Genomic DNA, 25403 nt, shown 5'->3' with positions numbered 1-25403 from the left:
GTATCGGTTTTTTATTTTCCGTTTTCCGCGCTGATGTCGCCGTCACGAGTGAGCCACCAGGCCCCCAGAATCGGAAACATCGTCACCAGCATGACCAGCAGCGCGACGACGTTGGTGACCGGGACATCGCGCGGGCGCCCGAGCTGATTAAGCAACCAGAGCGGCAGCGTACGCTCGTGCCCGGCGGTAAACGTGGTCACGATAATTTCATCAAACGACAGAGCAAATGCCAGCATTCCCCCCGCCAGCAGCGCCGATCCCAGATTGGGCAGTACCACGTAACGAAAGGTTTGCCAGCCGGTTGCGCCTAAATCCATCGACGCTTCCACCAGACTCCATGAAGTGCGGCGAAAGCGGGCAATCACGTTGTTAAATACCACGACCACGCAGAAGGTCGCGTGTCCCACGACGATAGTCAGCAGCCCTGGTTCCAGATTGACAGCCTTAAAGGCGGTCAGCAGCGCAAGCCCGGTAATAATGCCGGGCAGCGCAATCGGTAATAGCAGCAGTAGCGACACGGCGTTTTTGCCAAAAAACGTGCTGCGCCACAGCGCACCTGCAGCCAGCGTGCCAAGTACGAGAGCGATGGCGGTCGACAGCGCGGCGATTTTGAGTGACAACGTCACGGAATCGATAATATCGCTACGCCCCGCCGCTTCGCTAAACCAGCGCAGCGTCAGGCCTGCAGGCGGAAAGCTGAAGGCGGCGTCTTCGGTATTGAATGCGTAGAGAGCGATAATCAGCAGCGGGAAATGCAGGAATATCACGCCACCCCAGGTGGCGACCTTCAGGAACAGCGGTGCGCGATCAGAGTGCATCAAATGCTCCCAGACGTTTCACGAACGCCAGATAGAGGGCAATCAGTACAATGGGCACCAGGGTAAACGCCGCCGCCATCGGCATGTTGCCAATCGCCCCCTGCTGGGAATAGACCATATTGCCGATAAAGAATCCCGGCGGCCCCACCAGCTGCGGCACGATAAAATCGCCCAGCGTCAGGGAGAAGGTAAAAATGGACCCCGCCGCAATGCCGGGGATCGCTAACGGCAGCACCACATAGCGAAAGGTCTGGCGCGGACGGGCGCCAAGATCGGCGGAAGCCTGCAGCAATGAAGACGGCAGGCGTTCCAGCGCCGCCTGCACCGGCAGGATCATAAACGGCAGCCAGATATAGACGAACACCAGGAAGCGCCCCAGCCCAGAGGTCGACAGCGTATTGCCGCCGACCGCCGGGATCGTCAGCACCATGCTCAGTACGCTTTCCAGACCAAGATGGCGCAGGAACCACTGGGCGACGCCATCTTTAGCCAGCAGCAGCGTCCAGGCATAGGCTTTGACGATATAGCTCGCCCACATCGGCAGCATCACGGCGATATAGAAAAAGGCTTTCATCTTGCCACGGGTATAGCGGGCCATATACCAGGCCATGGGCAGTGCCAGAATCGCGCTGGCGACGGTCACCGATAGCGCCATCACCAGCGTGCGCACAATAATGTCGTAGTTAGCCGGATTAAACAGCGCGCGCAGATTGGCCAGCGTCAGGTCGTTGGTGACCGACATGGTGAAATCATCAAAGGTATAGAAACTTTGCCACAAAAGGGTCAACAACGACCCCAGATAGACAATGCCAAACCACATGAGCGGCCCCAGCAGTAGCAGAAACAGAGCCAGCGAGGGATGACGCCAGAAGGTGCCGGCCAGGCGTCCGCCTCCGGCAGAGGGTATCGCCATCGTCATATCACCCTCCGCTCTCCAGGGGGACCATCGCCGCACGCGACCATGAAGCCAGCACCTGTTGCCCTACCGGAGGGGCGTTCAGCGCAGCCTGACCATCGACATTCGCCTGACTCACCAGCAGCTTCTCGCCGTCAGCCAGCTTCAGCTCGACGCGCGTGGCGGCGCCCATATACTGCACCGCCTGCACGATCCCCTGAATCTGCACCTCCCCGCCGGCATTCAGCCGAATATGCTCCGGACGCAGCGACCAGGCGCCCGTCATCGCGCACAGCTTCTGCGCCAGCTCGCTACTAAACACGTTGGCGGTACCGACAAACCCGGCGACAAACGCCGTTCTTGGCCGCAAATAGAGATCCTGAGGCGCATCAACCTGCTCAATGCGTCCCTGATTAAAGACCGCCACGCGGTCAGACATCGACAGGGCCTCTCCCTGATCGTGGGTCACAAAAATGAAGGTGATGCCCAGCGCCTGCTGCAGTTTTTTCAGCTCCAGCTGCATCTGTTCGCGCAGTTTTAGATCCAGTGCCCCCAGCGGTTCATCCAGCAGCAGGACCCTTGGCTGATTCACCAGCGCCCGGGCGATGGCTACCCGCTGGCGCTGGCCGCCGGAAAGCTGAGAAGGCTTGCGCGCATGCACAAAAGCGAGCGCCACTTTCTCCAGCGCCTCCTGCGCACGGGCGTGGCGCTCCTTTTTGCCGATCCCCTTAACCATCAACCCGTAGGCGACGTTATCGAGTACCGACATATGAGGAAACAGCGCATAATCCTGGAAAACGGTATTCACATCGCGCTGCCAGGGCGGCAGCGCGCTGGCCGGTTGGCCAAAAATACGTATCGTCCCGCCCGAAAGCTGTTCAAATCCGGCAATCAGGCGCAGGCAGGTGGTTTTGCCGGAGCCGGATGGCCCCAGCATAGAGAAAAACTCGCCGTCGCGAATAGCGATGCTGACGCCATCCACCGCCCGCACGTCGCCGTACAGGCGCGAAACATTATCCAGCTCTACCGCGTGCATGTTCTTCGCCTCCGGCGACTTAACGACCGCCCATAATTGCGATGTAATCCTGCGTCCAGCGGCTGTAGGGGACGAATTTCCCGCCTTCGGCAACCGGCGTTTTCCAGAACGCAATTTTGGCGAATTCGTTGTAACCATTGGTTTCGCAGCCTTTATCCCCGAGCAGCGCGCTGGCTTTGCAACCCGCAGGTACGACCGGCAGCGAACCAAACCAGGCGGCGACATCCCCCTGCACTTTCGGGGTGAGCGACCAGTTCATCCATTTATAAGCGCAAACCGGATGTTTAGCATCGCTGTGCAGCATAGTGGTATCCGCCCAGCCGGTGACGCCCTCTTTCGGAAAAACGGTGGCAATCGGCTGGCCTTCCGCTTTCAGACCGTTGGCCTGATAGGGCCAGGCGCTGGAGGCCACCACACCTTCGTTTTTAAAATCGCTCATCTGCACGGTGGTATCGTGCCAGTAGCGGTGGATCAGCGGGTGCTGTTCGCGCAGGACTTTCAGCACCGCCTGATACTGCGCTTCAGTAAGTTGATAGGGATCATTAATACCCAGCTGCGGCTGAGTGGCTTTAACGAATAGCGCGGCGTCGGCAATATAAATGGGCCCATCATAAGCCTGTACGCGGCCCTGATTGGTTTTTCCGTCCGGCAGATTTTGTTTTACGAACACCACGCTCCAGCTATCCGGCGGCGTCGGGAAGGTTTTGCTGTTGTACATCAGCAGGTTTGGCCCCCACTGGTATGGAGTGCCGTAGACCTGTCCGCCGACGTTAAACCACGCGCCTTTTTCCACGCGCGGGTCGAGGGAGTGCCAGTTAGCAATCAGCGCAGTGTTAATCGGCTGCACGCGCTTACCCATAATCAGGCGCAGCGAAGCGTCGCCGGACGCGGTGACCAGGTCATAGCCTCCTTTTGCCATCAGGCTGACCATCTCATCGGACGTGGCGGCGGTTTTGACATTAACCTGACAGCCGGACTCTTTTTCAAACTGGCTCACCCAGTCGTAGCTTTTATCGGTTTGTCCCCGCTCGATATATCCCGGCCAGGCAATAATATCGAGACGACCTTCGCCTTTATCGAGAGAAGTCGGCGGCTCGGCGGCCTGCGCCGTCAGGAAAACCATCCCCAGCACGCAAAGGCTGCCACGGGCAATTTTTTTGCTCATCGGGTCATACTCCTGTCACAAGAAAATGAGCGGCAGCCGTGCCGTAAAAATATCTTCCTTCATAACAGTAGACGGCGCGCCTGGGGCCCCCGGGGAAATTTATTCAGGTTGTGACAAGGGGCGCATTACGCAAAAAACGGCATACACGGAATAACTTTATGGATTATAGACAAGGAGTTAGCGAGGCAATACGACTATGCGAATTTCCTATGGTTGGCATCAGTAAAATAATAACCCACCTGTTCGCCGGCTTATTTTTCGGCCCGGTATCACTGGCGGGAAATAAATAACGCTAAGCCAGCATTTCGCGAATCAGTTCGCCCAGGCGTTTAACCCCCAGCTCCTCTTTTTCGCCCCAGCCCCACGCGGTATTAAAGCGGAAGAATGAAGTCCAGCTGGCGGTGGTGGAAAACATTTTCCCCGGCGCAATGCTGATGTTATACGCCAGCGCGCGGGCGCTCAGCTCCCCCGCATCGGCTCCGGCGGGAAGCTCAAGCCAGAGAAAATAACCGCTATCGCTATGATGAATTTTTACCTCTGCGGGAAGATGGCGCAGCAGGGCCTGCCAGGCCAGCTGTTTGCGCTCGGCAAGCTGGCGGCGTAAACGGCGCAGGTGGGCATCGTAGCGTTTAGTCGAAAGGTAATCGACCAGCGCCAGCTGCATTGGCGAACTGGTGGAGAGCGTACTCATCAGCTGTAGCTGCTGGATCCGTCGGGCGTGCTTGCCCGCCGCCACCCAGCCGATACGGAACCCGGGTACCAGACATTTGGAGAAGGAGCTGCAGTGCAGCGTCATATCGTCGCGATCCCAGTATTTTGCCGGCAGCGGTTTCTCACGACCAAAGTAGAGCTCGCTGTAAACATCATCTTCAATCAGCATCACGTTATAGCGCGCCAGCAGCGCCACCAGCCGCGCTTTTTTCTCCGCGCTGAGGGTAAAGCCGAGCGGGTTTTGCCCATTGGTCATCAGCCAGCAGGCTTTCACCGGATAGCTCTGTAGCGCCTGCTCCAGCGCGGCGAGATCGATCCCCTCTTTAACATCCGTGGCCACCGATAGCGCTTTCAGGCGCAATCTTTCAAGAGCCTGCAGCGCCCCGTAGAAGCAGGGATTTTCCACCACCACCCAATCGCCCGGTTCGGTGACGGCCTGCAGACTAAGGTTCAGCGCTTCCAGCGCGCCGGCGGTGATCACGATGTCGTCCGGCGAGATATTCATTCCCTGCAGCGCGTAGCGCCGGGCAATCGCATGGCGCAGTTCATCGTTCCCCGGCGGCAGGTTTTCAATCACGCTCATGGCGGTTGCGGTTTTGCTCACCTGCGCCAGCGAGCGGTTGAGCTGCGGTAAGGGGAATAGTCGCGGATCGGGAAAAGCCGAGGCGAAGGGCAACATAGAGGCCTGGCGGCTGGCCTGCAGCACTTCAAAGATATAAGTGTTGATATCAACCGCTTCATCACGCGTTACCTGGGCGGGCGGCGCGGGCTGCCGCGGTTTAGTGGGCTGCGGCGCGACATAATAGCCGGACTGCGGACGGGCGATGATGCGTCCCTGGCTCTCCAGTAGCTGATAGGCGTGGCTGACGGTCATAAAACTCATTCCGCTGCTTACCACCTGTTCGCGCAGCGAGGGCAACCTGTCGCCGGGTAACCACACCCCAAGCGCGATCTGTTCGGTAATCTGCTGCGCCAGCCGCTGGTACTTTTTCATCCGTCGATCCGTGTAGCTATTCGTAGGGTCAATTATATATCAGATGAGAAATAATGGCAGTTTATAAAAACTGTTATGGTGTGTAGTGAAAATAATATCTTACCGGAGGCGTTGCTGGCGCATCTATCCGGGCTAGCGGACCGCAGACGGCTGGGAGCCCGTAGCCCGGCTAAGCGCAGCGCAGACCGGGAGAGCGCCATTCTGCGTTTTGCCAAAAGGTCATAACAGACCCCAACTGTTATAGGGAAAAACAGCGTTTCTGTTCCTGCAACCCGTTATCAACGAAGCCTAGAATTGCGCTGAGTCAATTTTGTTGCGGAGTTCTGCATGTTCGGTCTTGATGCATTCCACCTGGCGCGGATCCAGTTCGCTTTCACCGTGTCATTTCATATTATCTTCCCCGCCATCACCATCGGGTTAGCCAGCTACCTGGCGGTACTGGAAGGCTTATGGTTAAAAACCAAAAACCCGACCTGGCGTTCGCTGTACCACTTCTGGTCAAAAATCTTCGCCGTTAACTTCGGCATGGGGGTCGTCTCCGGCCTGGTGATGGCCTACCAATTCGGTACCAACTGGAGCGGATTCTCGGAATTCGCCGGGAGCATTACCGGCCCGCTGCTGACCTATGAGGTTCTGACCGCCTTCTTCCTTGAGGCCGGATTCCTCGGCGTGATGCTGTTCGGCTGGAACCGTGTCGGACCTGGCCTGCACTTTTTCGCCACCTGTATGGTCGCGCTGGGGACGATTATCTCCACCTTCTGGATCCTTGCATCTAATAGCTGGATGCAAACGCCGCAGGGATTTGAGATCGTCAATGGTCAGGTGGTGCCGGTGGACTGGCTGGCGGTGATTTTTAACCCGTCTTTCCCTTACCGCCTGCTGCATATGTCGGTGGCGGCTTTCCTCAGCAGCGCGCTGTTCGTCGGCGCGTCGGCAGCCTGGCACCTGCTGCGAGGGAACAATACCCCCGCCGTCCGCGCGATGTTCTCCATGGCGCTGTGGATGACGCTGATTGTCGCCCCCATTCAGGCGCTGATTGGCGATATGCACGGGCTGAATACGTTGAAACACCAGCCGGCCAAAATCGCCGCCATTGAAGGACACTGGGAGAACGCGCCCGGAGAGCCCACCCCGCTGCTGCTGTTCGGCTGGCCGGATATGCAGCAGGAGCGTACCCGCTATGGCCTGGAGATCCCGGCTCTCGGCAGCCTGATTCTCACCCACAGCCTGGATAAGCAGGTGCCGGCGCTGAAGGAGTTCGCCCCGGAAGATCGCCCTGACTCCACCATCGTATTCTGGTCCTTCCGCCTGATGGCCGGGCTCGGCATGCTGATGATCCTGCTGGGCGCGCTGGCCTTGTGGCTACGCTATCGCGGCCGCCTCTATCACAGCAGGCCCTTTTTACGCTTTGCGCTATGGATGGGACCTTCGGGACTTATCGCGATTCTGGCGGGCTGGGTGACCACCGAAGTGGGCCGCCAGCCGTGGGTCGTCTATGGCGTTCAGCGCACCGCTGATGCCGTCTCCGCTCACGGCGACCTGCATATGTCGATCAGTCTGCTGACTTTTATCGTTGTCTACGGTTCGGTGTTCGGCGTCGGCTACAGCTATATGCTACGCCTGATTCGCAAAGGTCCGCAGACCGCGCAGCCACCGGCCTCCGGTACGCCAGCGCGTCCACTCTCCGCCGCTACGGGCCATGAACAGCAGAAGGAGTTCCGCTAATGGGTATCGATTTATCGGTTATTTGGTTTGTTATCATTGTCTTCGCCACCCTGATGTATATCGTAATGGATGGCTTTGACCTGGGCATTGGCATTTTATTCACCACTACCCGGGACACGGCGGACCGCGACGTGATGGTAAACAGCGTCGCCCCGGTCTGGGACGGCAATGAAACCTGGCTGGTGCTTGGCGGCGCGGGGCTGTTTGGCGCATTTCCTCTGGCCTACGCGGTCATTATCGATGCGCTGGCGATCCCGCTCACCCTGATGTTGATCGGTCTTATTTTTCGCGGCGTTGCCTTTGAATTTCGCTTTAATGCGACGCCATCGCATCGTCCATTCTGGGATCGCGCTTTTATGGTCGGTTCCCTTCTGGCCACCTTCACCCAGGGCATGGTGGTCGGAGCGGTGATCAACGGTTTCCCGGTCAACGGCCGCAGCTTCAGCGGCGGGATGTTTGACTGGTTTACGCCGTTTACCCTGTTCTGCGGCCTGGGGCTATGCGTTGCCTACGCGCTGCTGGGTGCCAGCTGGCTGGTGATGAAAAGCGAAAATGCGCTCCACCGCAATATGCGCATGACCGCGCGCGGCTTGCTGTTGGCGCTGCTGGCGGTCATTGTCGCCATCAGCATCTGGACGCCGCTGGCGCAACCGGCCATCGCCCGGCGCTGGTTTAGCCTGCCTGACCTATTCTTCCTGCTGCCGGTACCGCTGCTGGTGGCGGCGATCGGCGCCTGGCTCTGGCGAACGCTTCGCAACAGCGCCAGCCACCTGCTGCCTTTTACTCTCACGCTGGGGCTGATCTTCCTCGGCTTTAGCGGGCTGGGGATCAGTATCTGGCCGCATATTATTCCGCCGGACATTACCCTCTGGCAGGCCGCCGCGCCGCCGCAAAGCCAGGGCTTTATGCTGGTTGGCGCGCTGCTTATTCTGCCGGTGATCCTCGGCTACACCTTCTGGAGCTACTACGTTTTTCGCGGCAAAGTTCAACACGGCGAGGGGTATCACTGATGCAACGAGTATGGCTTAAGCGAGCGGTATGGATGATAGTGCTGTGGGGAGGCAGCGTGCTGGCGCTGGGAGCGGTGAGCATGGGGTTTCGGCTTCTGATGACGGCCGCCGGGCTGAAGGTTTGAGCCGCCCGTAACGTCATTTTAGTCGGCCCGACGGCTCCACCGTCGGGCTTTTTTTCGCCATCCGTCAGGGAGCGCTGACAAAAGCTTTTCCCATCTTTGATAAACGCGGAAATAAGCTCAACAACTCCCTGGCATAGTAGCCCCACTCACCGACAGAAGGGAAAAGATATGCTCAGAAGATACGTTTCAGCGCTACTGCTGGTGTGCGCCCTGTTTTCCGGCCACGTGCTGGCCCACCAGCACGGACACGATTTCTTCCCGGTACAGGGCCTCGAGCAGCAGCTACAGCACGAAGCCGATAGCGATGAGCTACGCAGCCAGAGCGAAGAAGCCGCGTCCGATCTGCGCGAACATCACCGCTGGCAAAATGCGCGAAAGCCGAAAATGCACTTCTATCCCTAAGACCTGTCAGTCATCAGGCGCCCTTGCGTTTCGGCAGGGTTTTTATAAGCTCATCCGGGCTGACGGACGCCACGATGCTGCCCGGTAGCGGCATTTTAAGGATATGATTTTTTATCTTACCGACGACGTGCATTTCGCAGGGGCGGCAGTCAAATTTCAGCGTCAACACTTCATCGCCGTGAATCAACTGCATCGGCGTGGCTTTCCAGCTCTTAATCGACCCTTTAGCCTGTTTCGGACACAGATTAAAAGCAAAGCGCAGGCAGTGCTTAGTGATCATGACCGGCACATCGCCCTTCTCCTGATGCGCTTCATAGGCGGCATCGATCAGCTGCACGCCGTAACGCTGGTAAAACTCGCGCGCCTTTTGGTTGTAGACGTTCGCCAGAAACGACAGGTGCGTTTCCGGATAGACCGGCGGCGGGACGGAAACCGGCTTGCGGCAGCCGCGCACCACGGCTTTCAGCCGCGCGTCATCCAGCATATCTACGGTTTCCCGACGCAGCTGGTTCAACAGGCTGTTCGGCACGAATAGCGCACCCGGCAGGTTAATTTCCATGTTGCGCGAGTAGTAAAGGGTCTGGCCCAGCTTCGCCAGGCCGTCACGCAGATTCGTCAGCGCTTTCTCCGCCTGGGTCGCTTCGGCAAAATCGCCGTCCAGAGTATGGGTGACGCTGACGCCCTCCTCGCTGGTCATGGTTAAGACCAGCTGTTCCTGCCAGCCGCTCAGTTCAATATCCACCGCGATGCGACGCTCGCTGGAGGTTTTTAGCAGCGCCTGCTGCCAGTTATGATCGAGGTTACGGTTTAGGGGCTGATGCGGGCGCACTTTGTGTAAATCCGCGGGCATCTCGTTCGGCCATACGCGGTAGCGATTTTCGCCCGTTTTTTCAACCGTGTTGGCGCGAAAGCCGACAACCTCACGTTTGATCATCACGTTCAGGCCGTCACCGTTGGTCAGGGCTTCGCTCACCTCAACGTCGAGAAAATCCTTGCCGACTTTCAGCACTTCACCCACCGGCAGGCCAATAAACTTCGGCGAATCAAACGCGCCGATATCGCCTTTGCGGGCGTTGACAAAATAGTCGGTGCTGCCGCGATGGAAGGTTTTATCCGTGGACGGGATGAAGAAGTGCTCCGTACGTCCCAACGACGAGCGGGCCAGATCGCCGCGATCTTCAATGATGGCGTCAAGCATCTGGCGATAATGCGCGGTAATATTCTTCACATAGCTCATGTCTTTGTAGCGTCCCTCAATCTTAAAGGAACGCACTCCGGCATCGATCAGCGCGGCCAGGTTGGCGGTCTGATCGTTGTCTTTCATCGACAGCAAATGCTTTTCATAGGCCACCACGCGGCCCTGGTCATCTTTCAGGGTATAGGGCAGACGGCAGGCCTGCGAGCAGTCGCCGCGGTTGGCGCTGCGCCCGGTCTGAGCATGGGAAATATTGCACTGACCGGAATAGGCCACGCACAGCGCTCCGTGGATAAAGAATTCGATGGTCGCGTCGGTATTATCGTAAATCGCTTTGATCTGCTGAAGATTCAGCTCGCGGGCGAGGACGATTTGGCTGAAGCCGACATCGGAAAGAAATTTCGCTTTCTCCACGCTGCGAATATCGCACTGGGTGCTGGCATGCAGCTCAATCGGCGGAATATCCAGCTCCAGCACGCCCATATCCTGAACAATCAGCGCGTCCACGCCGGTTTCGTACAGATCGGTTATCAGACGTTGCGCCGGTTCCAGTTCATCATCATGAAGAATGGTGTTCAGGGTCACGAACACCTTCGCGCCGTAGCGGTGGGCAAATGGCACCAGTCCGGCGATGTCGCTCAGGCTATTGCTGGCGTTGTGACGCGCGCCGAAGCCCGGTCCGCCGATATAGACCGCATCCGCGCCGTGTAAAATCGCTTCACGGGCGATCCCGGCATCGCGGGCAGGACTCAATAGTTCAAGATGATGGTTTTGCAGGCGCATACGCTCGTCGTTATCCATTATAGGGGGTCGAAATGGCGGCTATTGTAGTCAGAACTGCGCGCAGACCAAAACATTTTCCACCGCCGCCGCAGGGGGAATTTTCACTTTTCAGCAAAGTATTGAAGGAAAAGATATTTCCCACAAAAAGCGCCTGAGGATACAGTCATCGCGTATTCCGGATTTTCCTCGTCACGTTGTGATTTGTTGTCTCAGTCATTTGCCTGGCCGCGAGTTTGCTCGCGGCTTTTTTATTGTGCTTTTGGGTAGTGGATCAGCGAATGGAAATGGGCGGTCTGCGCGCCGCTATTGCGGTAGGCGTGCGCTAAATCACCGGCGAAACGCCGCCCTTCCCCTGGCTGCAGCGACAGCCACTCGCCCTGCAGGCACAGATCCAGCACGCCGCTAATCACCACCACATGTTCGATAACCCCTTCCTCGTGCGGCGTGGACTCGCTTAGCGCGCCGGGCGCCAGGGTAATGGAGAAGTGATCGAAACGCAGCACCGGGTCCCAGGGAAAAACAGGCGTCACAACCATCGCCTGCTGCTGCGGGTCGAAGGCGGCTGGTTCAGCGCTATCATCGGCGATAATAAAGGCGGAAAACGGTACGTTCAGGCCGGTGGCAATTTTCCACAGCGTCGCCACGGTCGGACTGGATTCGTTACGTTCAATCTGGCCCAGCATGGCTTTCGATACGCCGGTTTCTTCCGCCAGGCGCGACAGGCTCCAGCCGCGCTGCTGGCGCAGCGTTTTTAGCGTCGCCGACAGATGTTGCGCAATATTCATTCAACCTCCCAATAATATCTGAAGGAATTATACGCATATTCACCTGATTCTACAGGGGGTCACTTAGTATGCGTTTTTCAGAACCATCCGCCATTCAGGATATGAGCGATTTCAAAAAGCGTTTTCTGACTTCTTTATAGCCGTTGTTCTGATAAAACTTATGCGCCTGTTCCCGTCGTTCGCTGCTGGAGAGTTCAATTTGGCGACAACCGCTGGCGGCCGCGATCCGTTCGGCTTCCACAAGTAATATTCGCCCCACTCCCATACCCCGGCATGACTCATCAATCACCAGCGCCGAAATTAACCCCCAACGTCCTTTTTCATGCATCGGGTCAATCAGGTTCACTACAATCACCCCGGATAAACGTTCTTTTACCTGGGCAATCAACGCGTAGCGGTAGGGGTTTTGTTCCCGTAATAAGGATTGCAGGTTGTCTAAATCTGTCGGATAGCCGAGCTGTTGAAAAAGCACGAGCAGGCCGGGAGCATCGGCCTCCTTAGCTGTTCTGGTCGTAACCATGATCGCTTGTTTCCTTGGTAACTGATTGACAGTGATATCTATTGCGTGCCGCTCAGTATTGTCAAGATCGGATGCCCTCGTTTGTTCTGTCTCCCTCTCACGAGCCCCACCGTGGGACTAAAACAAAGCCAGTTGTGCGTTATAACGCACAATGCTACATTACAAAGACCGTTATAACGCACAAGGTAATGTTTATGCGCTCTTTTACTCTACCTTTTCCGACTCTGCTTGCCGGTTTTGTCGCGGTCTTAGTCGGCTACGCCAGTTCTGCCGCCATTATCTGGCAGGCAGCGGCGGCGGCAGGCGCCGATGCTTCGCAAATCGCCGGCTGGATGACCGCCTTAGGCCTGGGAATGGGTGTGAGTACCCTGGCGCTCACCTTATGGCGAAAGGTACCAATCCTGACGGCGTGGTCAACGCCCGGGGCGGCGCTGCTGGTTAGCGGCCTGCACGGCGTCACGCTGGCGCAGGCGATTGGCGTGTTTATCTTTGCTAACGGCTTAATCGTACTGTGCGGCGTAACCGGTCTGTTTGCCCGGCTGATGAAAATCATTCCCCATTCGCTGGCGGCGGCGATGCTGGCCGGTATTTTGCTGCGTTTTGGTATGCAGGCTTTCTCCAGCCTGCAGGGCAATCTGCTGCTATGCGGCAGCATGTTAGCCGCCTGGCTGATATGCAAAGTCTGCCTTCCCCGATTTGCCGTGGTGACCGCCCTGCTGGCGGGAAGCGCGGTCGCCGCCCTCAGCGGAGATGTGACAGGGTCACATATCAGCTGGCGCTTTGTCGCCCCCGCTTTTATCGCTCCTGAATTTACGCCCGCGCTGCTGCTTAGCGTCGGCGTACCGTTTTTCCTTGTTACCATGGCTTCGCAGAATGCCCCCGGCTTTGCTACCCTGCAGGCTTCGGGCTATCGGGTTCCGGCTTCATCGCTGATCGTGGCGACCGGCGGTCTGGCGCTGCTGCTGTCGCCGTTTGGCGTCTACTCGATCTGTATCGCCGCGATTACGGCCGCGATTTGCCAAAGCCCGGAAGCCCATCCGGACCCGCAAAAGCGCTGGCTCGCGGCGGCGGCGGCGGGCGTTTTTTATCTGCTGGCGGGAATCTTCGGCGGCTCCATCACTTCGTTGATGTCGGCGCTGCCGGCGGCATGGATCCAGATGCTTGCCGGACTGGCGCTGCTGGGCACCATCGGCGGCAGCCTGTTTCAGGCGCTCAATCATGAGCGTGAACGCGATGCCGCGGTGGTGACTTTTCTGGTCACCGCCAGCGGCGTGGAGCTGGCCGGTATCGGCTCTGCTTTTTGGGGGCTGGTTCTCGGCGGCGTCAGCTACGTTTTACTGTCAGCGCTGCGCCGCGCGTAGCTGCGAGGGCGTCAGGCCGGTGGCGCTTTTTACCCGATTGCTAAAGTGGCTGGCGCTGCTAAAACCGCAGGCCATAGCAATATCGGTTAACGGCAGCAGACTGCGGGTAATAAGCGCCTGCGCTTTAACCATCCGGCGCTGCATCACGTACTGATGCGGCGCCATTTTCATTGACTGGCGGAACATCCGCGCAAAATGGTATTCGCTGAGCGCCGCTTCCTGCGCCAGATCGGCAAGGGTGAGCGGCCGGTCGAGGTTCTCCTCAATCCATGCCAGCAGATTACGCAAGACGTGCGGCGCCAGGCCGCCGGTCACCGTCGGCAAACGCCACTGAACGTTTGAATAATGCTGAATCAAGTGCGTGAGCAGCAGCGTGCTGGCGGAACTCAACGTAAGGTGGTTCGCCTGCTGCTGCCAGTCGTTGTCCAGCAGAAACTGGCGATAGACAGCGGTAATTTTGTCATCGCTGGAAAAGGTTTTTTCCTGCAGCGTGAACGAAGCCGGACTACGGTCCCAAATCTGCTCGCCTACCCGGCGGAGATGTTCATCGGTGCAGTAAAGGTGGACAAAAGAGAGGTCGCCGCGAATATCCCAGGTGCTCTCATCGCCTTTCGGCATCAGGCAGAAACGGTCGGGCCCGCCGCCGTTTTTCCAGCCATGTGGCGTCTTCTGGTAGCTTTCGTAGCCATCGGCAATATACAGGCTCAGAGTGTGGTGATCGCTTTGTACCGTTATGGTATCGAGATTGTTATACCACGCCGCCAGCTGAATCCCGGAGTTGAGCTTAACCGTCTCCCGCAGCACGGCATTTTTTTGACGCAATGTTTCGAAAGTCCCGTAAGCCATAGCCTTCACAGTTCAGTTTCCGCAGATCCCTAGTCTAAGAAGAGTCGCTGACGGATACCAGCTTTCGCCCGCCGCCAACGCAAAATAAGCGCAAGAATTTGCAAGTCGGCAACACGTGGATGACAGCGCGGAGCATGGCGAGGCTGCAAAATGACGGGTACAACACTCACAGGAGAGACATTTTGAACGCATTACTCTACGGGTTAGTCGTCGTTATCTGGGGTACGACATGGATTGCTATCTTTTTGCAGCAGGGGCCGGTCGCCGCGCCGGTGTCTATTTTCTGGCGTTTTGCCGTCGCCAGCATCACCATGCTGACCATTCTGCTGGTTACCCGCCGTCTTCGCCCGCTGGCCGCCCGGGACCATCTTTTCTGCCTGCTGCAGGGCTGCTGCGTCTTCTGCTTTAATTTCTGGTGCTTCTATACCGCCGCTGCGTATATCAATACCGGGCTGGAGTCGGTGATCTTCTCCATGGCGGTGCTGTTTAACGCGATTAACAGTTTTCTCTTTTTCCGCCAGCAGCCGCCGGGCCGTTTCTGGCTGGCCGCCGCGCTGGGTCTGGCGGGCATCGTAACGCTCTTCTGGGATGATTTGTGGGCCAACGGCCTCAATGCATCGCTGCTGCTCGGTATTGCGCTCAGCGCATTAGGCACCTACGGATTTTCGCTCGGCAATATGCTCAGCCTTCGCCACCAGCGCCGCGGCCTGGAAACCTTGACCACCAACAGCTGGGCAATGCTTTACGGCACGCTGGTCATGGGCGCTATCGCGCTGGTACGCGGCGATAGTTTTGCCCCGCAGTGGACGCTAAGCTATATGGGCGCGCTGCTGTATCTGGCGGTGTTTGGCTCGGTGATCGCTTTCGGCGCCTATTTCACGCTGGTGGGGCGAATCGGCGCCAGCAAAGCCGCCTACAGTACCCTGTTGTTTCCGCTCGTCGCGCTGACGATTTCCACCTTTTATGAGGGCTACGTCTGGCATAGCAACGCCGTCGCCGGGTTAGCGCTGATTCTGCTCGGCAATCTGGTGATGTTTGCTCGCCCGGAGCAGTGGCTGCTGCGGCGCAGGCTGGCCTGAGTTCGCTCGGATCGCTGCTGATGCTCGCGCTGCCGTCGAGGAGAAATGAAAAAGGCGCTATCAACCACTAGCGCCTTTATTCACGGATACGCCTGATTAACGGTTATTAGGGTCGAATTTCACCGCGTCAATCGCCATATCATCGATCACCTGCTTCAGGGTCTCGACGGTGAGCGGCGTATTCTCGTTGGAGAGATTTTTACCCTCCCCCTTGCGCACTACTTTGACCACCGGCTTGTGGGTTGCCGCGTCAATCAGCTCACCTTCAAAGAACAGGTTGGTGTCCATGGTACGGTGGCCGGTTGCCGCCTGGGTACCGGCGATAATCATCGCCACCGGAATCACTTCGTAGAACTGCAGGCCTTCTTTGCTGGAATCCACGCCGGTGATGGCGCCGCGGAAGATCAGGCTGCGTTTCCCTGCGGTGGTAGCCAGCGGTTTACGCTCGGAAATAGCCTGTTTCATCTCTTTGTTGGTGTAATTAAGGATATCGCTGAGCGCCTTTTCGCCAACCTGGGTCGTCGGCTTAGGGACCGGATAATAGGTGATGGGGTTATAAACGATATTGTCATAGTTGTTCGGATTGTAATCCGCAGAAATCCAGCGCAGCTCCGGTTTACCGGAAGCGGAGGTGGTTTCTTTTAAACCTGAGTAATCTTTTAAAAAACCGGAATATTGTTCAGATTTAGCCAGTTTTGATGAACAACCGGCCAGGGCTAACAGGCCAGCCAGCGCGGCGACCTTAAAAAATAACTGAGTACGCATATAGGTTGATCCCTGTGAATACCATCTATCGGCAAGTGTTATAGCAAAAGACAGGGGTAAGTTTTGTGGCAAAAGTGGTGGTACGTCAAGTAGCGTAAAAAAATAAACCCGCCGCTGCCGGCGGGCCGTTTTTTCGTATTTATTTTATATCAACCTGATAAAAAATATGCTTGCCGAAGGGGTCGATTTCGTAACCAGAAACGTTTTTACGTACCGGTTCAAAAATAGTCGAGTGGGCAATCATCACCGCCGGCATCTGGTCGTGCATCATCTGCTGCGCCTGCAGATAGAGCGTCTCGCGTTTTTGGCGATCGGTTATCGATTTCGCCTCGGCGATGAGGTTATCGAACGGCTGATAGCACCATTTCGCCGAGTTAGAGCCGCCGTTTGCCGACTGGCAGGTAAACAACGGGCCAAAGAAGTTATCCGGGTCGCCGGTCGCGGTGGTCCAGCCCATCAGCGCCGCCTGGTGTTCACCATCCTTAACCCGCTTTAAGTATTCACCCCACTCATAGGTTGTGATCTTAGTTTGCACGCCGATTTTCGCCCAGTCGGCCTGAATCATCTCGGCCATGCGTTTGGCGTTCGGATTATAAGGACGCTGCACCGGCATCGCCCACAGGTCGATGGTTATCGGCCCGGAAACGCCCGACTCCGCCAGCAGCGCTTGCGCTTTCTGCGGGTCATACTCGTAATCTTTAAGCTGGCTATCCGCGCTCCATACCCCCGGCGGCAGCAGGTTTTTCGCCACCGTACCGGTGCCGTGGAAGACGGCTTCAATGATCGCCGGTTTATTGATCGCCATCGCTAAGGCCTGGCGCACCTTGACGTTGTCCAGCGGCGCTTTTTGCGTATTAAACGCCAGGAAACCGGTGTTGAGGCCCGCTTTGCTCATCAGATTGATCGCGTTGTTCTCTTTCATTCGCGGCAGGTCTGCCGGATTGGGGAACGGCATTACCTGGCACTCGTTTTTCTCCAGCTTGGCGTAACGCACCGAAGCGTCCGGCGTGATGCTGAAAATCAGGCGATCGATATGGGCTTTCCCCTGCCAGTATTCCGGGAAAGCGGTGAAGAGAATGCGGGAATCTTTTTGATACTGTGCGAGTTTGAACGGACCGGTGCCAATCGGGTCCATGTCCACGCGTTCTGGCGTGCCGGCTTTTAACATCGCATCGGCATATTCCGCCGATAAAATAGAGGCAAAATACCAGGCAAGATCGGCGACAAATGGCGCTTCAGGATGCGCTAATGTAAAACGCACCGTATATTCATCAGGCTTATCGATTGCGGTAATTAACTGACCAAACTCCAGGCTTTCAAAATTAGAATAATTGCCGTTGGAGACATTGTGATAAGGATGATGAGGATCTTTTTGCCGCATAAATGAAAAAATAACATCATCGGCATTAAAATCGCGGCTGGGTTTGAAATATTTATTACTCTGGAATTTAACGCCTTTACGTAAATAGAAAGTATAAACTTTGCCATCTTCGCTGACTTCCCAGCTTTCGGCCAGGCTCGGCACTAATTCCGTAGTACCGGCTTTAAAGTCAACCAGCCGGTTATAGACCGGTACCGCGCTGGCATCCACGCTGGTTCCCGAGGTATAGAGTTGAGGGTTAAAGTTTTCCGGCGATCCTTCTGAACAGTAGACCAGCGTTTTTGCGCTAATAGCTGAGCTGGCCGTCAGGGCCGCTACCGCCAGAGCAAGCGTCGTGAATCTGCGTTGCATATGTTTTCCTTTTTAATTTGTCAGCTAATGAATAGCTTGTTGTTTTCCCTTCCATACATAACACTAAAGCCTGATTGCAAACACCTGAAAACTCGAATAAAGAAGGAATCACTATGTCATCAGCCCTGGCCAGTCAATTAACCCAACGCTTCTTTCGCTATCTGGCGATAACCAGCCAAAGCGATCCGCGAGCGTCCACCCTACCCACCACCGCCGGGCAACACGCGATGGCGCAGGCCCTTGCGGATGAGCTACGCCAGCTTGGGCTGGATGACATTGTGATTGACGAACACGCCACCGTGACGGCGGTGAAAAAAGGCAATGTCCCAGACGCGCCGCGGATTGGCTTTATTACCCACATCGATACCGTTGACGTTGGTTTGTCACCGGAGATTCATCCACAAATTCTGCGCTTCACTGGTGAAGATCTCTGTTTGAACAGCGAGAAAGATATCTGGCTGCGCGTCGTCGAACATCCGGAAATCCTCGCTTATCCCGATGAAGAGATTATTTTTAGCGACGGTACCAGCGTGCTCGGGGCGGATAACAAATCCGCCGTCACGGTGGTGATGACGGTGCTGGAAAACCTCACGGCGGAGCATCGCCACGGCGATATCGTGGTGGCCTTTGTGCCGGATGAAGAAGTGGGTCTGCGGGGAGCGAAAGCGCTGGACCTCTCGCGCTTTGCCGTCGATTTTGCGTGGACCATCGACTGCTGCGAGCTCGGCGAAATCGTCTATGAGAACTTTAACGCCGCCGCCGCGGAGATCCGTTTTACCGGCGTCACGGCCCATCCGATGTCATCAAAGGGCGTACTGGTGAACCCGCTGCTGATGGCCACCGATTACATGAGCCATTTCGATCGCCAGCAAACGCCGGAATATACTGCCGGACGCGAAGGCTACGTGTGGTTTAACGGCATCCAGGGCGATCAAAATAGCACCCTACTGCAGGCCAGCATCCGCGACTTCGATCTCGCCAGCTTTAATCGCCGCAAGCAGCAGATCGGCGAAGTGGCGCAAAAAATCGCCGCGCAGTATCCAACCGGTAAGGTGGAATTTCACGTCAGCGATACCTACAGCAACATCAGCAATGCGATTGGCGAAGATCGCCGCGCCATTGATCTGATGTTCGAAGCAATGGAAAGCTTAGGCATTACGCCGAAACCAACGCCGATGCGCGGCGGCACCGACGGCGCGGCCCTGTCGGCAAAAGGGGTGTTAACGCCAAACTTCTTCACCGGCGCGCATAACTTCCACTCGAAGTTTGAATTTCTGCCGCTGCGCGCCTTTGAAGCCTCTTATCAGACCGCGTTCCAGCTCTGCCTGTTAGCCGCGCGTTAGGCCGGTTTGCGCGCCAGCATGGTGGCGAAACGCAGTTTGATACGATTGCCGTTGGCGTCGGTGCGGTGAAGTTCACCGACGTCTTCGTTGTACTTGAGGAACGCCCAGCCCTGGTAGTAGTGGCTAAGCTCACCCGGTTTAAAGGCGAACGGGAAGCCAACGGTGCACGGATAATCGTCGGTATCCATAGCGGCAACGATCAGATTGTAGCCGCCGGGTTTGGTACAGCGTTGCATATTGGCGATGAGACCCGGGATGGTCTGCGCATCAAGAAACATCATCACCACGGTGGAAAGAATAAAGTCATACTCGCCGTCAAAGCTCAGGGCGTTAAGATCCTTAATCGCCGTCCGCAGATTCTCCAGCCCTTCCGCCTGACGAATGCTTTCAAGATTACCGATGCTGGCAGGGTTTTTGTCCCACGCGGTAACATCAAACCCGTTGGCTGCCAGATACAAGCTATTGCGACCGTTGCCGCAGCCCAGATCCAGCGCCCTGCCCGGGGCGATCAGCGTGGCGGCGTGCAGCACCTCCGAATGGGTGCGGGTCATGCCGTATTTATCGGTAAAGTAGTTTTCGTCACGAAGCGTCATGATTAATCCTTATTTTTTAATAATGCGTCGCGTTCAACGCGAATAAGCAGTTTACCGCGCACCAGCAGCAAGAAGGTACGAACCAGCAGCAGGCCGACGATCAGATTGGTAAACAGAAACAGCGGGAACGCCAGAGTATGGAAAAAGCCGCCCGGATGCTGATGACCGAGATGCAGCCCGGTCGTCGCCAGCGCGGAGATGCCAAATGAGAAGCTCCAGAAAGAGGCGTTAAACGGCTGGCGTAGATACCATGGCATCAGCCGCAGCATAAACAGCAGCTGGAGCAGACCATAGCCGAACAGCAGCTTAGCGAAGGTATCCGCCTCGCCGCCGTTTACGCTCAGCCAGGCGCTGCACGCCACCAGCGCCGGCGCCAGCTGAATGCCGAGCGAAGTCCGCATCGCCGTCGGCAGTTCGCCATCGCTGCGCAGGCGCTGCAGGATAACCGGCTCCAGGCTTAGCCAGGAGAAGATCCCGGCGCCAAGAAACACCAGTCCGGCGTCGTTAAAGCCCAACGCGCCGCAGGCCATGGCGCTGATAAAGTTATTCGCCACCGTCGGTAGATAGAGACCCGGCGTAGTTGCCTCGCTGGGATGTTTCCCCCGCCATAATCCGGCGCTCTGCCATGCCGAATAGCTAAGCTGCAGCACCACCCCAATCGCGAATAATACCAGCGACAGCGGCCGCAGCCAGGGAACAAAGCCGATGGCGACCAGCATGGTGGTCGCCGGAAACAGGCTGACAAAACTGCTGGCCACCGGATGTCGCATCTCCTGCAGTACGCTGTGTGGGAAACGGACCGCCCGGGTAATAAATGCCAGCGCCAGCAGTAGCCAGATGAGCGTAGCCGCGATCACCAGGGCGTCACCGACGACCCGGCTCACCGGCCAGATGGTGCTGGCGTAGCGCCAGGCGAAGCCCATGCCGATAATGCCCAGTACCATACCAAAATAGCCCGCCGGAAGATTCAGCACCCGGCTCGCGCGCTGCGTTTTATTCATTTTGTTTAAAATTTAAAATTATATTAAGTTGCATTTTAAAGGAACCTTCAAAAACGCGCTACGGAGTTTTTTGCTATGTTTATGTTAACCATACGTAATGAGATAGTCAGATGCGCAAATATTACCTCAGCGAGAAGGTTCGCCAGTTTCACTATGAGGCCGACGGCAACAAACATAGCGTAAATCTGCGGCAAATTGTCGCCTTACGTGATTTCGCTGACGTAAAAAGCGGTGATGAAGGCGGCTGGCTGGACGATGAAGCAGCCCTTAGCCACGAGGGCGCGTGCTGGATTTATGATCCTAATAGCGCCGTATTTGCCGGGGCAAAAATTGAGGGCAATGCGCGCTTAACCGGCGAGTGCATTATCAGCCATGGGGCCATCGTCAACGGTAACGCTTGTCTGGATAGCGCCGCAGTGAGCCATAATGCGCAAATAGGTGACAACGTCACCGTTTCACACTCGCACATTCGCGGGTGCTGCCACCTGGCCGACCACGCGCGGATCCTCCCCCACTGTTTAATTATCGCCGCTCAAGGTCTGACTGCCGACAACGATAAAATCCTGCGCATTTATCAGCGGGCCACGGTCAGCGCATCGCGCGTCGTTCACCAGGCACAAATTTACGGCGATGCGTTTGTCGAACACGCTTTTGTCGAGCACCGGGCGGAAATTTTCGATCATGCGCGGCTGGAAGGTAATGAAGAGAACGACGTCTGGATCTGCGATAACGCCCGCGTTTATGGCCATGCGAGGATTATCGCCGGGCGGGAAGAAGACGCTATCCCGACCCTGCGCTACAGTTCGCAGGTGGCGGAGCACGCTGTGAACGAAGGCAACTGCCTGCTGAAGCATCGGGTGATGGTAGGCGGCCATGCGCACCTGCGGGGCGGGCCGATTCTGCTGGACGATAGTGTGTTAATTGAAGGCCATACGGTGATTTGCGGCGATGTGGTGATCGAGCATCAGGTCACTATCGGCGATGAAGCGCGCATCGAAGCCAGCGAGGGAGACGCCATTTCTATCCGGGGCGCGAAGGTCATTAACGGCGACGAACATTATACCCGCACGCCCATTGTCGGCTTTCTTTAACCTTTGTGCCCGGCTGCGGGGTTTTCAGCCTCCGGCCCCTGCTCTGTTCCCGGAGGCGGCGCTCTACGCGCCTTGCCCGGGCATCCGGCCGTACGTCCTGTCGCCCGGGTAAAGCGTCAGCCGCGCCCCGGGAATTCATCAATAATGCGTCCGTAGATATTCTGATCATCATACGAACCATTGAGATACTCAGCCTGCCTGAGGCACCCTTCGAGGCTAAAACCGTTACGCAGGGCCACCTGATTGCTTTTGTGGTTCGCCACCCGACACTTAATCACAAAGCGGCGGACCGTACCGCTGCGGGCAAAATAGTCCATCAGCGCCTGCAGAGCCTGCGAAAGCAGCCCCTGCCCCTGATGGCTTTCATCAATCCAGTAGCCAATGTAAGCGGTCTTGTTGATTGGCTCTATCTGATTGAACGACAGCACGCCGACAATCTCCTCCTGCAGAAAGAGCAAAAACATCTTGGCATAGCCGCGCTGGTGGAGCATCACGTTGCCCTGCACGTGGCGGCGGGTCTCCTCTTCGTGAGTCACCTCAGCGGGCCAGCTCAGCGACTGCTGAAGCCAGCGCTGGTTTTTCATCACCAGCTGATGCAGTTCCGGCACGTGACGCTCGTCAACCGCGCGCAGGGAGAGAGAATCCGTAACGGGGATATGTTCGATAGCAGATCTGTTTTCGGCGGACATGGCGCACTCTGATTAACGATGTGATTAAAAAAATACGCGCCCGCGCGGTTACCCGGCGGGCGCAGTAACGGACACTTACCTCATTACCCGATCGTCGACATAGTTGCGTTTATCCGGCGGCGGCGGGAAGTACTGATAAAGCCAGGTCTCGCTGATAGCCTCCCCCTGGCAGCGCAGGAACATGCGCATCTCAACCGGGTCAGTCGAATCCGAAGTCGGATACCAGTCAAACTGAATGCGGTAGCCATCAAAGGGTTCAACGTAGAGGATTTCTATCTGTTTCGCTTCACCGCTCGACAGGGTAATGACCGGCTCGATGCCTTTAGGCGCAGCGGCCTTCAGATCGCCGCCGACAAAATCGATGGCAAACCGGCGGGTCCATTTATCCGGATAGTGCTCGCCCGGCGCCCAGCCTTCCGGGAAACCGCCCATCCCCGTCCGCGTTGCCATCACCCGCGCCAGCGGCGAGCGTACCGGCGGCTGCGCGCTCCAGTAGAGACGATAGCGGAAGTCCAGTTCATCCCCGGCTTTCACCGGCTTCTCCGGCTGCCAGAAGCAGACGATGTTATCCAGCGTTTCGCCAGTGGTCGGGATCTCCATCAGGTTGACGGCCCCCTTGCCCCACTGGTTACGCGGTTCGACCCACAGACTCGGGCGCTTGTTGTACCAGCCCATAATATCCTGATAGTGGGAGAAGTCGCGATCCAGCTGCAGCAGGCCAAAACCGCGCGGATTCTTATCCTGGAAAGCGTTGAACTGCAGCTTTTGCGGGTTATTCAGCGGGCGACAAACCCACTCGCCGTTGCCCAGCCACATCGACAGACGGTCAGAGTCGTGAATTTGCGGATGGATGGTGTCACACATTCGCCGTTCGTTATTACCGCAGCTGAACATACTGGTCATCGGCGCGATGCCCAGCTGCTTGATGTCTTTGCGCGCATAGATATGGTTTTCCACATCCATGATCACCTGCGTCTCCTGACAGTTAACGATGAACTTATAGGCGCCGGTGACGCTTGGACTGTCGAGCAGCGCATAGACGGTAAATACCGTGGCCCCCGGTTTAACGGTCTCAAACCAGAAAGAGGTGAAGTCAGGAAACTCTTCCGGCGTATCGGTAAAGGTATCGATCGCCAGCCCGCGGGCGGAAAGACCGTACTGGTAAGTGCTGTCCACCGCGCGGAAGTAGCTGGCGCCGAGGAACGCGACGATGTCGCGACGCGCCAGTTCAGGGGCCTTAAATACGCGAAAACCGGCAAACCCCAGGTCGCTCTGGCCCACCAGCTGTTTGGTGTCGACGCCGGCATCATTGTATTTAAACAGTTCAGGCCGGAAGTGTATTTCACGTGCCTGTTGAGTTTGTGAATCCAGCGAGAACATTCTCACGCGGCGGCGGAACCCCATTCCCACGTGAAAAAACTGGATATCCAGCTTGCGCTCTTCAATGTTGCTCCACAGGGAGTGCGCGGCGTCATACTGAATGCTGTTGTAGGCCTGCGGCGTCAGGGTTGCCAGGGTTGGCGGCAGATCGCGAGGCGCGCCGCCCCATGGCTGACGGGCAAGATCGTGGGCCATCGACTGGAGGACACTATAATCAAAACGGCGCGTTTGCCCATCGGCAATTCCCGAATCTTCGGCGAATGCGGCTTTAGAAAATAGAGAGGCGACTCCTGACGTTCCGCATACGGCGGCAACAGCCATGGAAGATTTGAGAAAACGTCTGCGGTTCATGCCTGAGAGAGCATCCTTCTTCATATGTGAATTGAGACGCGACGTAACAAACCCATGCGTCGTGAATGTCGCTCACTCTAGACAAAAACGATTGATAATCCAATTGTTGAGGGCAGAAATCAGGTGAAAAAAATATGTCCACCGGACCAGACCGAATTGCCGATAGCCAGGGGCGGCGATGATTTCGCCAACCGGCGGCGTTTGATGCTTAATTCAGCGACAGTGAAGAGAAAGAGGAAGCGGCCAGCCGAGCGCCGGCCGCAGAGAAGCTTATTTTTGATTCAGAAGATTAAAGCTGGTCATCAGGTTGCGATAATCCGGGATATGGTTGGAGAACAGCGTGCCCAGTCCTTCGATATCATTACGCCAGTCGCGATGCAGTTCGCAGGCAACGCCAAACCACGACATCAGCTGCACGCCAGCCTGCGACATCCGATCCCAGGCCGCATCGCGGGTAATCGGGTTAAAGGTGCCGGAAGCGTCGGTCACCACAAATACATCAAACCCCTCTTCAATAGCCGATAGCGCCGGAAAAGCCACGCACACTTCCGTCACCACCCCGGCAATGATCAGCTGCTTCTTGCCCGTCGCTTTCACTGCCTTAACGAAATCTTCGTTATCCCAGGCGTTAATATTACCCGGGCGCGCAATATAGGGGGCATCCGGGAATTGCTCTTTCAGCTCAGGCACCAGCGGACCATTAGGGCCGTTTTCGAAGCTGGTGGTCAGGATGGTCGGCAGACCGAAATACTTCGCCAGGTCGCCAAGGGCAAGGACGTTGTTCTTGAATTTATCAGGATCAATATCGCGCACCAGTGAAAGCAATCCGGTCTGATGATCGACCAGCAGCACGGCGGCATCATTTTTATCCAGACGAACATACGGTTTGGCCATGATTTCTTCCTCATTTTAACGTCAGATTTTCCGTCAGAACGCCGGTTCTGCGGAGATGGTGTTAATAAGGCTGATCATAGTGTAATCACTGGCTGAGGATTAGCCGCCGAAAGT

The 25403-nt window shown here is 56.7% G+C and carries 24 protein-coding genes; 8 read left to right on the top strand and 16 right to left on the bottom strand.

Features of this window, described 5'->3' with window-relative positions:
* Positions 1 to 11 precede the first annotated feature (11 nt).
* From HMPREF3178_RS11765 to HMPREF3178_RS11745, 5 genes are all read right to left on the bottom strand, one after another.
* Positions 12 to 818 carry an ABC transporter permease gene (locus HMPREF3178_RS11765; RefSeq protein ID WP_017145957.1) on the bottom strand — a complete coding sequence of 269 codons (807 nt, stop codon included), beginning with the start codon at positions 816 to 818 and terminating at the stop codon, positions 12 to 14.
* Positions 808 to 1737 (bottom strand): ABC transporter permease, encoded by a 930-nt coding sequence (locus HMPREF3178_RS11760; RefSeq protein WP_004112757.1) that lies wholly within the window; start codon positions 1735 to 1737, stop codon positions 808 to 810. Before HMPREF3178_RS11760 ends, HMPREF3178_RS11765 begins: the two co-directional genes overlap by 11 nt.
* Position 1738: 1 nt before the next feature.
* Positions 1739 to 2749, bottom strand: coding sequence for an ABC transporter ATP-binding protein (locus tag HMPREF3178_RS11755; RefSeq protein ID WP_004112756.1), 1011 nt, complete (start codon positions 2747 to 2749; stop codon positions 1739 to 1741).
* Positions 2750 to 2768: 19 nt separating this feature from the next.
* Positions 2769 to 3914 (bottom strand): putative ABC transporter substrate-binding protein YdcS, encoded by a 1146-nt coding sequence (ydcS, locus tag HMPREF3178_RS11750; protein WP_004101810.1) that lies wholly within the window; start codon positions 3912 to 3914, stop codon positions 2769 to 2771.
* Between the two features lie 292 nt (positions 3915 to 4206).
* Positions 4207 to 5619, bottom strand: a complete 1413-nt coding sequence (locus HMPREF3178_RS11745; protein WP_004101808.1) for an aminotransferase-like domain-containing protein — start codon at positions 5617 to 5619, stop codon at positions 4207 to 4209.
* 327 nt (positions 5620 to 5946) lie between these two features.
* Between HMPREF3178_RS11745 and HMPREF3178_RS11740 the strand changes: the two genes are divergently transcribed.
* The 4 genes from HMPREF3178_RS11740 (at position 5947) to HMPREF3178_RS11725 (ending at position 8881) form a co-directional block, all read left to right on the top strand.
* Positions 5947 to 7344, top strand: a complete 1398-nt coding sequence (locus HMPREF3178_RS11740) for a cytochrome ubiquinol oxidase subunit I (protein ID WP_004101806.1) — start codon at positions 5947 to 5949, stop codon at positions 7342 to 7344.
* A complete protein-coding gene (cydB, locus tag HMPREF3178_RS11735; protein WP_004101805.1) occupies positions 7344 to 8354 on the top strand; it encodes a cytochrome d ubiquinol oxidase subunit II in 1011 nt (336 codons plus the stop codon). Before HMPREF3178_RS11740 ends, cydB begins: the two co-directional genes overlap by 1 nt.
* Positions 8354 to 8479 carry a DUF2474 domain-containing protein gene (locus HMPREF3178_RS11730; RefSeq protein ID WP_004101804.1) on the top strand — a complete coding sequence of 42 codons (126 nt, stop codon included), beginning with the start codon at positions 8354 to 8356 and terminating at the stop codon, positions 8477 to 8479. The genes cydB and HMPREF3178_RS11730 overlap by 1 nt, the downstream gene beginning before the upstream one ends.
* A 168-nt stretch (positions 8480 to 8647) precedes the next feature.
* Positions 8648 to 8881 carry a DUF2554 family protein gene (locus tag HMPREF3178_RS11725; RefSeq protein ID WP_004101803.1) on the top strand — a complete coding sequence of 78 codons (234 nt, stop codon included), beginning with the start codon at positions 8648 to 8650 and terminating at the stop codon, positions 8879 to 8881.
* A gap of 13 nt (positions 8882 to 8894) precedes the next feature.
* Here the strand turns inward: HMPREF3178_RS11725 and HMPREF3178_RS11720 are convergent, their stop codons facing one another.
* The 3 genes from HMPREF3178_RS11720 to HMPREF3178_RS11710 form a co-directional block, all read right to left on the bottom strand.
* Positions 8895 to 10859 (bottom strand): peptidase U32 family protein, encoded by a 1965-nt coding sequence (locus HMPREF3178_RS11720; RefSeq protein ID WP_017145958.1) that lies wholly within the window; start codon positions 10857 to 10859, stop codon positions 8895 to 8897.
* Between the two features lie 248 nt (positions 10860 to 11107).
* The gene (locus tag HMPREF3178_RS11715) at positions 11108 to 11644 is read right to left on the bottom strand and encodes a helix-turn-helix domain-containing protein (protein ID WP_004101801.1); all 537 of its coding nucleotides are present in this window, start codon (positions 11642 to 11644) and stop codon (positions 11108 to 11110) included.
* Positions 11645 to 11738: 94 nt separating this feature from the next.
* Entirely contained in the window at positions 11739 to 12164 is a 426-nt protein-coding gene (locus HMPREF3178_RS11710; RefSeq protein WP_004101800.1) for a GNAT family N-acetyltransferase, read from the bottom strand.
* Between the two features lie 71 nt (positions 12165 to 12235).
* On the opposite strand from HMPREF3178_RS11710, the gene HMPREF3178_RS11705 reads away from it, so the two are divergent.
* Positions 12236 to 13525: a benzoate/H(+) symporter BenE family transporter gene (locus tag HMPREF3178_RS11705; protein ID WP_262351459.1), complete on the top strand. Its 1290-nt coding sequence runs from the start codon at positions 12236 to 12238 to the stop codon at positions 13523 to 13525.
* Here the strand turns inward: HMPREF3178_RS11705 and HMPREF3178_RS11700 are convergent.
* Positions 13505 to 14371 (bottom strand): AraC family transcriptional regulator, encoded by an 867-nt coding sequence (locus HMPREF3178_RS11700; RefSeq protein ID WP_016807859.1) that lies wholly within the window; start codon positions 14369 to 14371, stop codon positions 13505 to 13507. The two genes, HMPREF3178_RS11705 and HMPREF3178_RS11700, sit on opposite strands and share 21 nt — an antisense overlap.
* A gap of 182 nt (positions 14372 to 14553) precedes the next feature.
* Between HMPREF3178_RS11700 and HMPREF3178_RS11695 the strand changes: the two genes are divergently transcribed.
* Positions 14554 to 15450, top strand: coding sequence for a DMT family transporter (locus HMPREF3178_RS11695; protein ID WP_004101793.1), 897 nt, complete (start codon positions 14554 to 14556; stop codon positions 15448 to 15450).
* Positions 15451 to 15546: 96 nt separating this feature from the next.
* Here HMPREF3178_RS11695 and HMPREF3178_RS11690 read toward each other — a convergent pair whose 3' ends face one another.
* Both HMPREF3178_RS11690 and HMPREF3178_RS11685 read right to left on the bottom strand, forming a co-directional pair.
* Positions 15547 to 16215: a DUF3313 domain-containing protein gene (locus tag HMPREF3178_RS11690; protein ID WP_017145960.1), complete on the bottom strand. Its 669-nt coding sequence runs from the start codon at positions 16213 to 16215 to the stop codon at positions 15547 to 15549.
* A gap of 139 nt (positions 16216 to 16354) precedes the next feature.
* Positions 16355 to 17947 carry an ABC transporter substrate-binding protein gene (locus tag HMPREF3178_RS11685; RefSeq protein WP_017145961.1) on the bottom strand — a complete coding sequence of 531 codons (1593 nt, stop codon included), beginning with the start codon at positions 17945 to 17947 and terminating at the stop codon, positions 16355 to 16357.
* A 113-nt stretch (positions 17948 to 18060) separates the two neighbouring features.
* On the opposite strand from HMPREF3178_RS11685, the gene pepT reads away from it, so the two are divergent.
* A complete protein-coding gene (gene pepT, locus HMPREF3178_RS11680) occupies positions 18061 to 19290 on the top strand; it encodes a peptidase T (protein ID WP_017145962.1) in 1230 nt (409 codons plus the stop codon).
* On the opposite strand, the gene tehB is transcribed toward pepT, so the two are convergent.
* Together tehB and tehA are read right to left on the bottom strand one after the other, a co-directional pair.
* Positions 19287 to 19883, bottom strand: a complete 597-nt coding sequence (gene tehB, locus HMPREF3178_RS11675) for a tellurite resistance methyltransferase TehB (RefSeq protein ID WP_004101785.1) — start codon at positions 19881 to 19883, stop codon at positions 19287 to 19289. The genes pepT and tehB overlap by 4 nt on opposite strands.
* A gap of 2 nt (positions 19884 to 19885) precedes the next feature.
* Positions 19886 to 20884, bottom strand: coding sequence for a dicarboxylate transporter/tellurite-resistance protein TehA (tehA, locus tag HMPREF3178_RS11670; protein WP_017145963.1), 999 nt, complete (start codon positions 20882 to 20884; stop codon positions 19886 to 19888).
* 110 nt (positions 20885 to 20994) lie between these two features.
* On the opposite strand from tehA, the gene ydcK reads away from it, so the two are divergent.
* Positions 20995 to 21975 (top strand): YdcK family protein, encoded by a 981-nt coding sequence (gene ydcK, locus HMPREF3178_RS11665; protein ID WP_017145964.1) that lies wholly within the window; start codon positions 20995 to 20997, stop codon positions 21973 to 21975.
* Positions 21976 to 22091: 116 nt separating this feature from the next.
* Here the strand turns inward: ydcK and rimL are convergent, their stop codons facing one another.
* From rimL to ycaC, 3 genes are all read right to left on the bottom strand, one after another.
* Positions 22092 to 22664, bottom strand: coding sequence for a 50S ribosomal protein L7/L12-serine acetyltransferase (gene rimL, locus HMPREF3178_RS11660; protein WP_004101779.1), 573 nt, complete (start codon positions 22662 to 22664; stop codon positions 22092 to 22094).
* A gap of 75 nt (positions 22665 to 22739) precedes the next feature.
* Positions 22740 to 24395, bottom strand: coding sequence for a glucan biosynthesis protein D (locus HMPREF3178_RS11655; protein WP_004101777.1), 1656 nt, complete (start codon positions 24393 to 24395; stop codon positions 22740 to 22742).
* A 270-nt stretch (positions 24396 to 24665) separates the two neighbouring features.
* Complete coding sequence (ycaC, locus tag HMPREF3178_RS11650) at positions 24666 to 25289, bottom strand: isochorismate family cysteine hydrolase YcaC (protein ID WP_004101775.1); 624 nt, start codon at positions 25287 to 25289, stop codon at positions 24666 to 24668.
* Between the last annotated feature and the right edge of the window lie 114 nt (positions 25290 to 25403).

This window comes from Klebsiella sp. HMSC09D12, assembly GCF_001808475.1.
GTDB classification, from domain to species: domain Bacteria; phylum Pseudomonadota; class Gammaproteobacteria; order Enterobacterales; family Enterobacteriaceae; genus Klebsiella; species Klebsiella oxytoca.
This window is presented reverse-complemented; position numbering and strand designations above follow the sequence as displayed.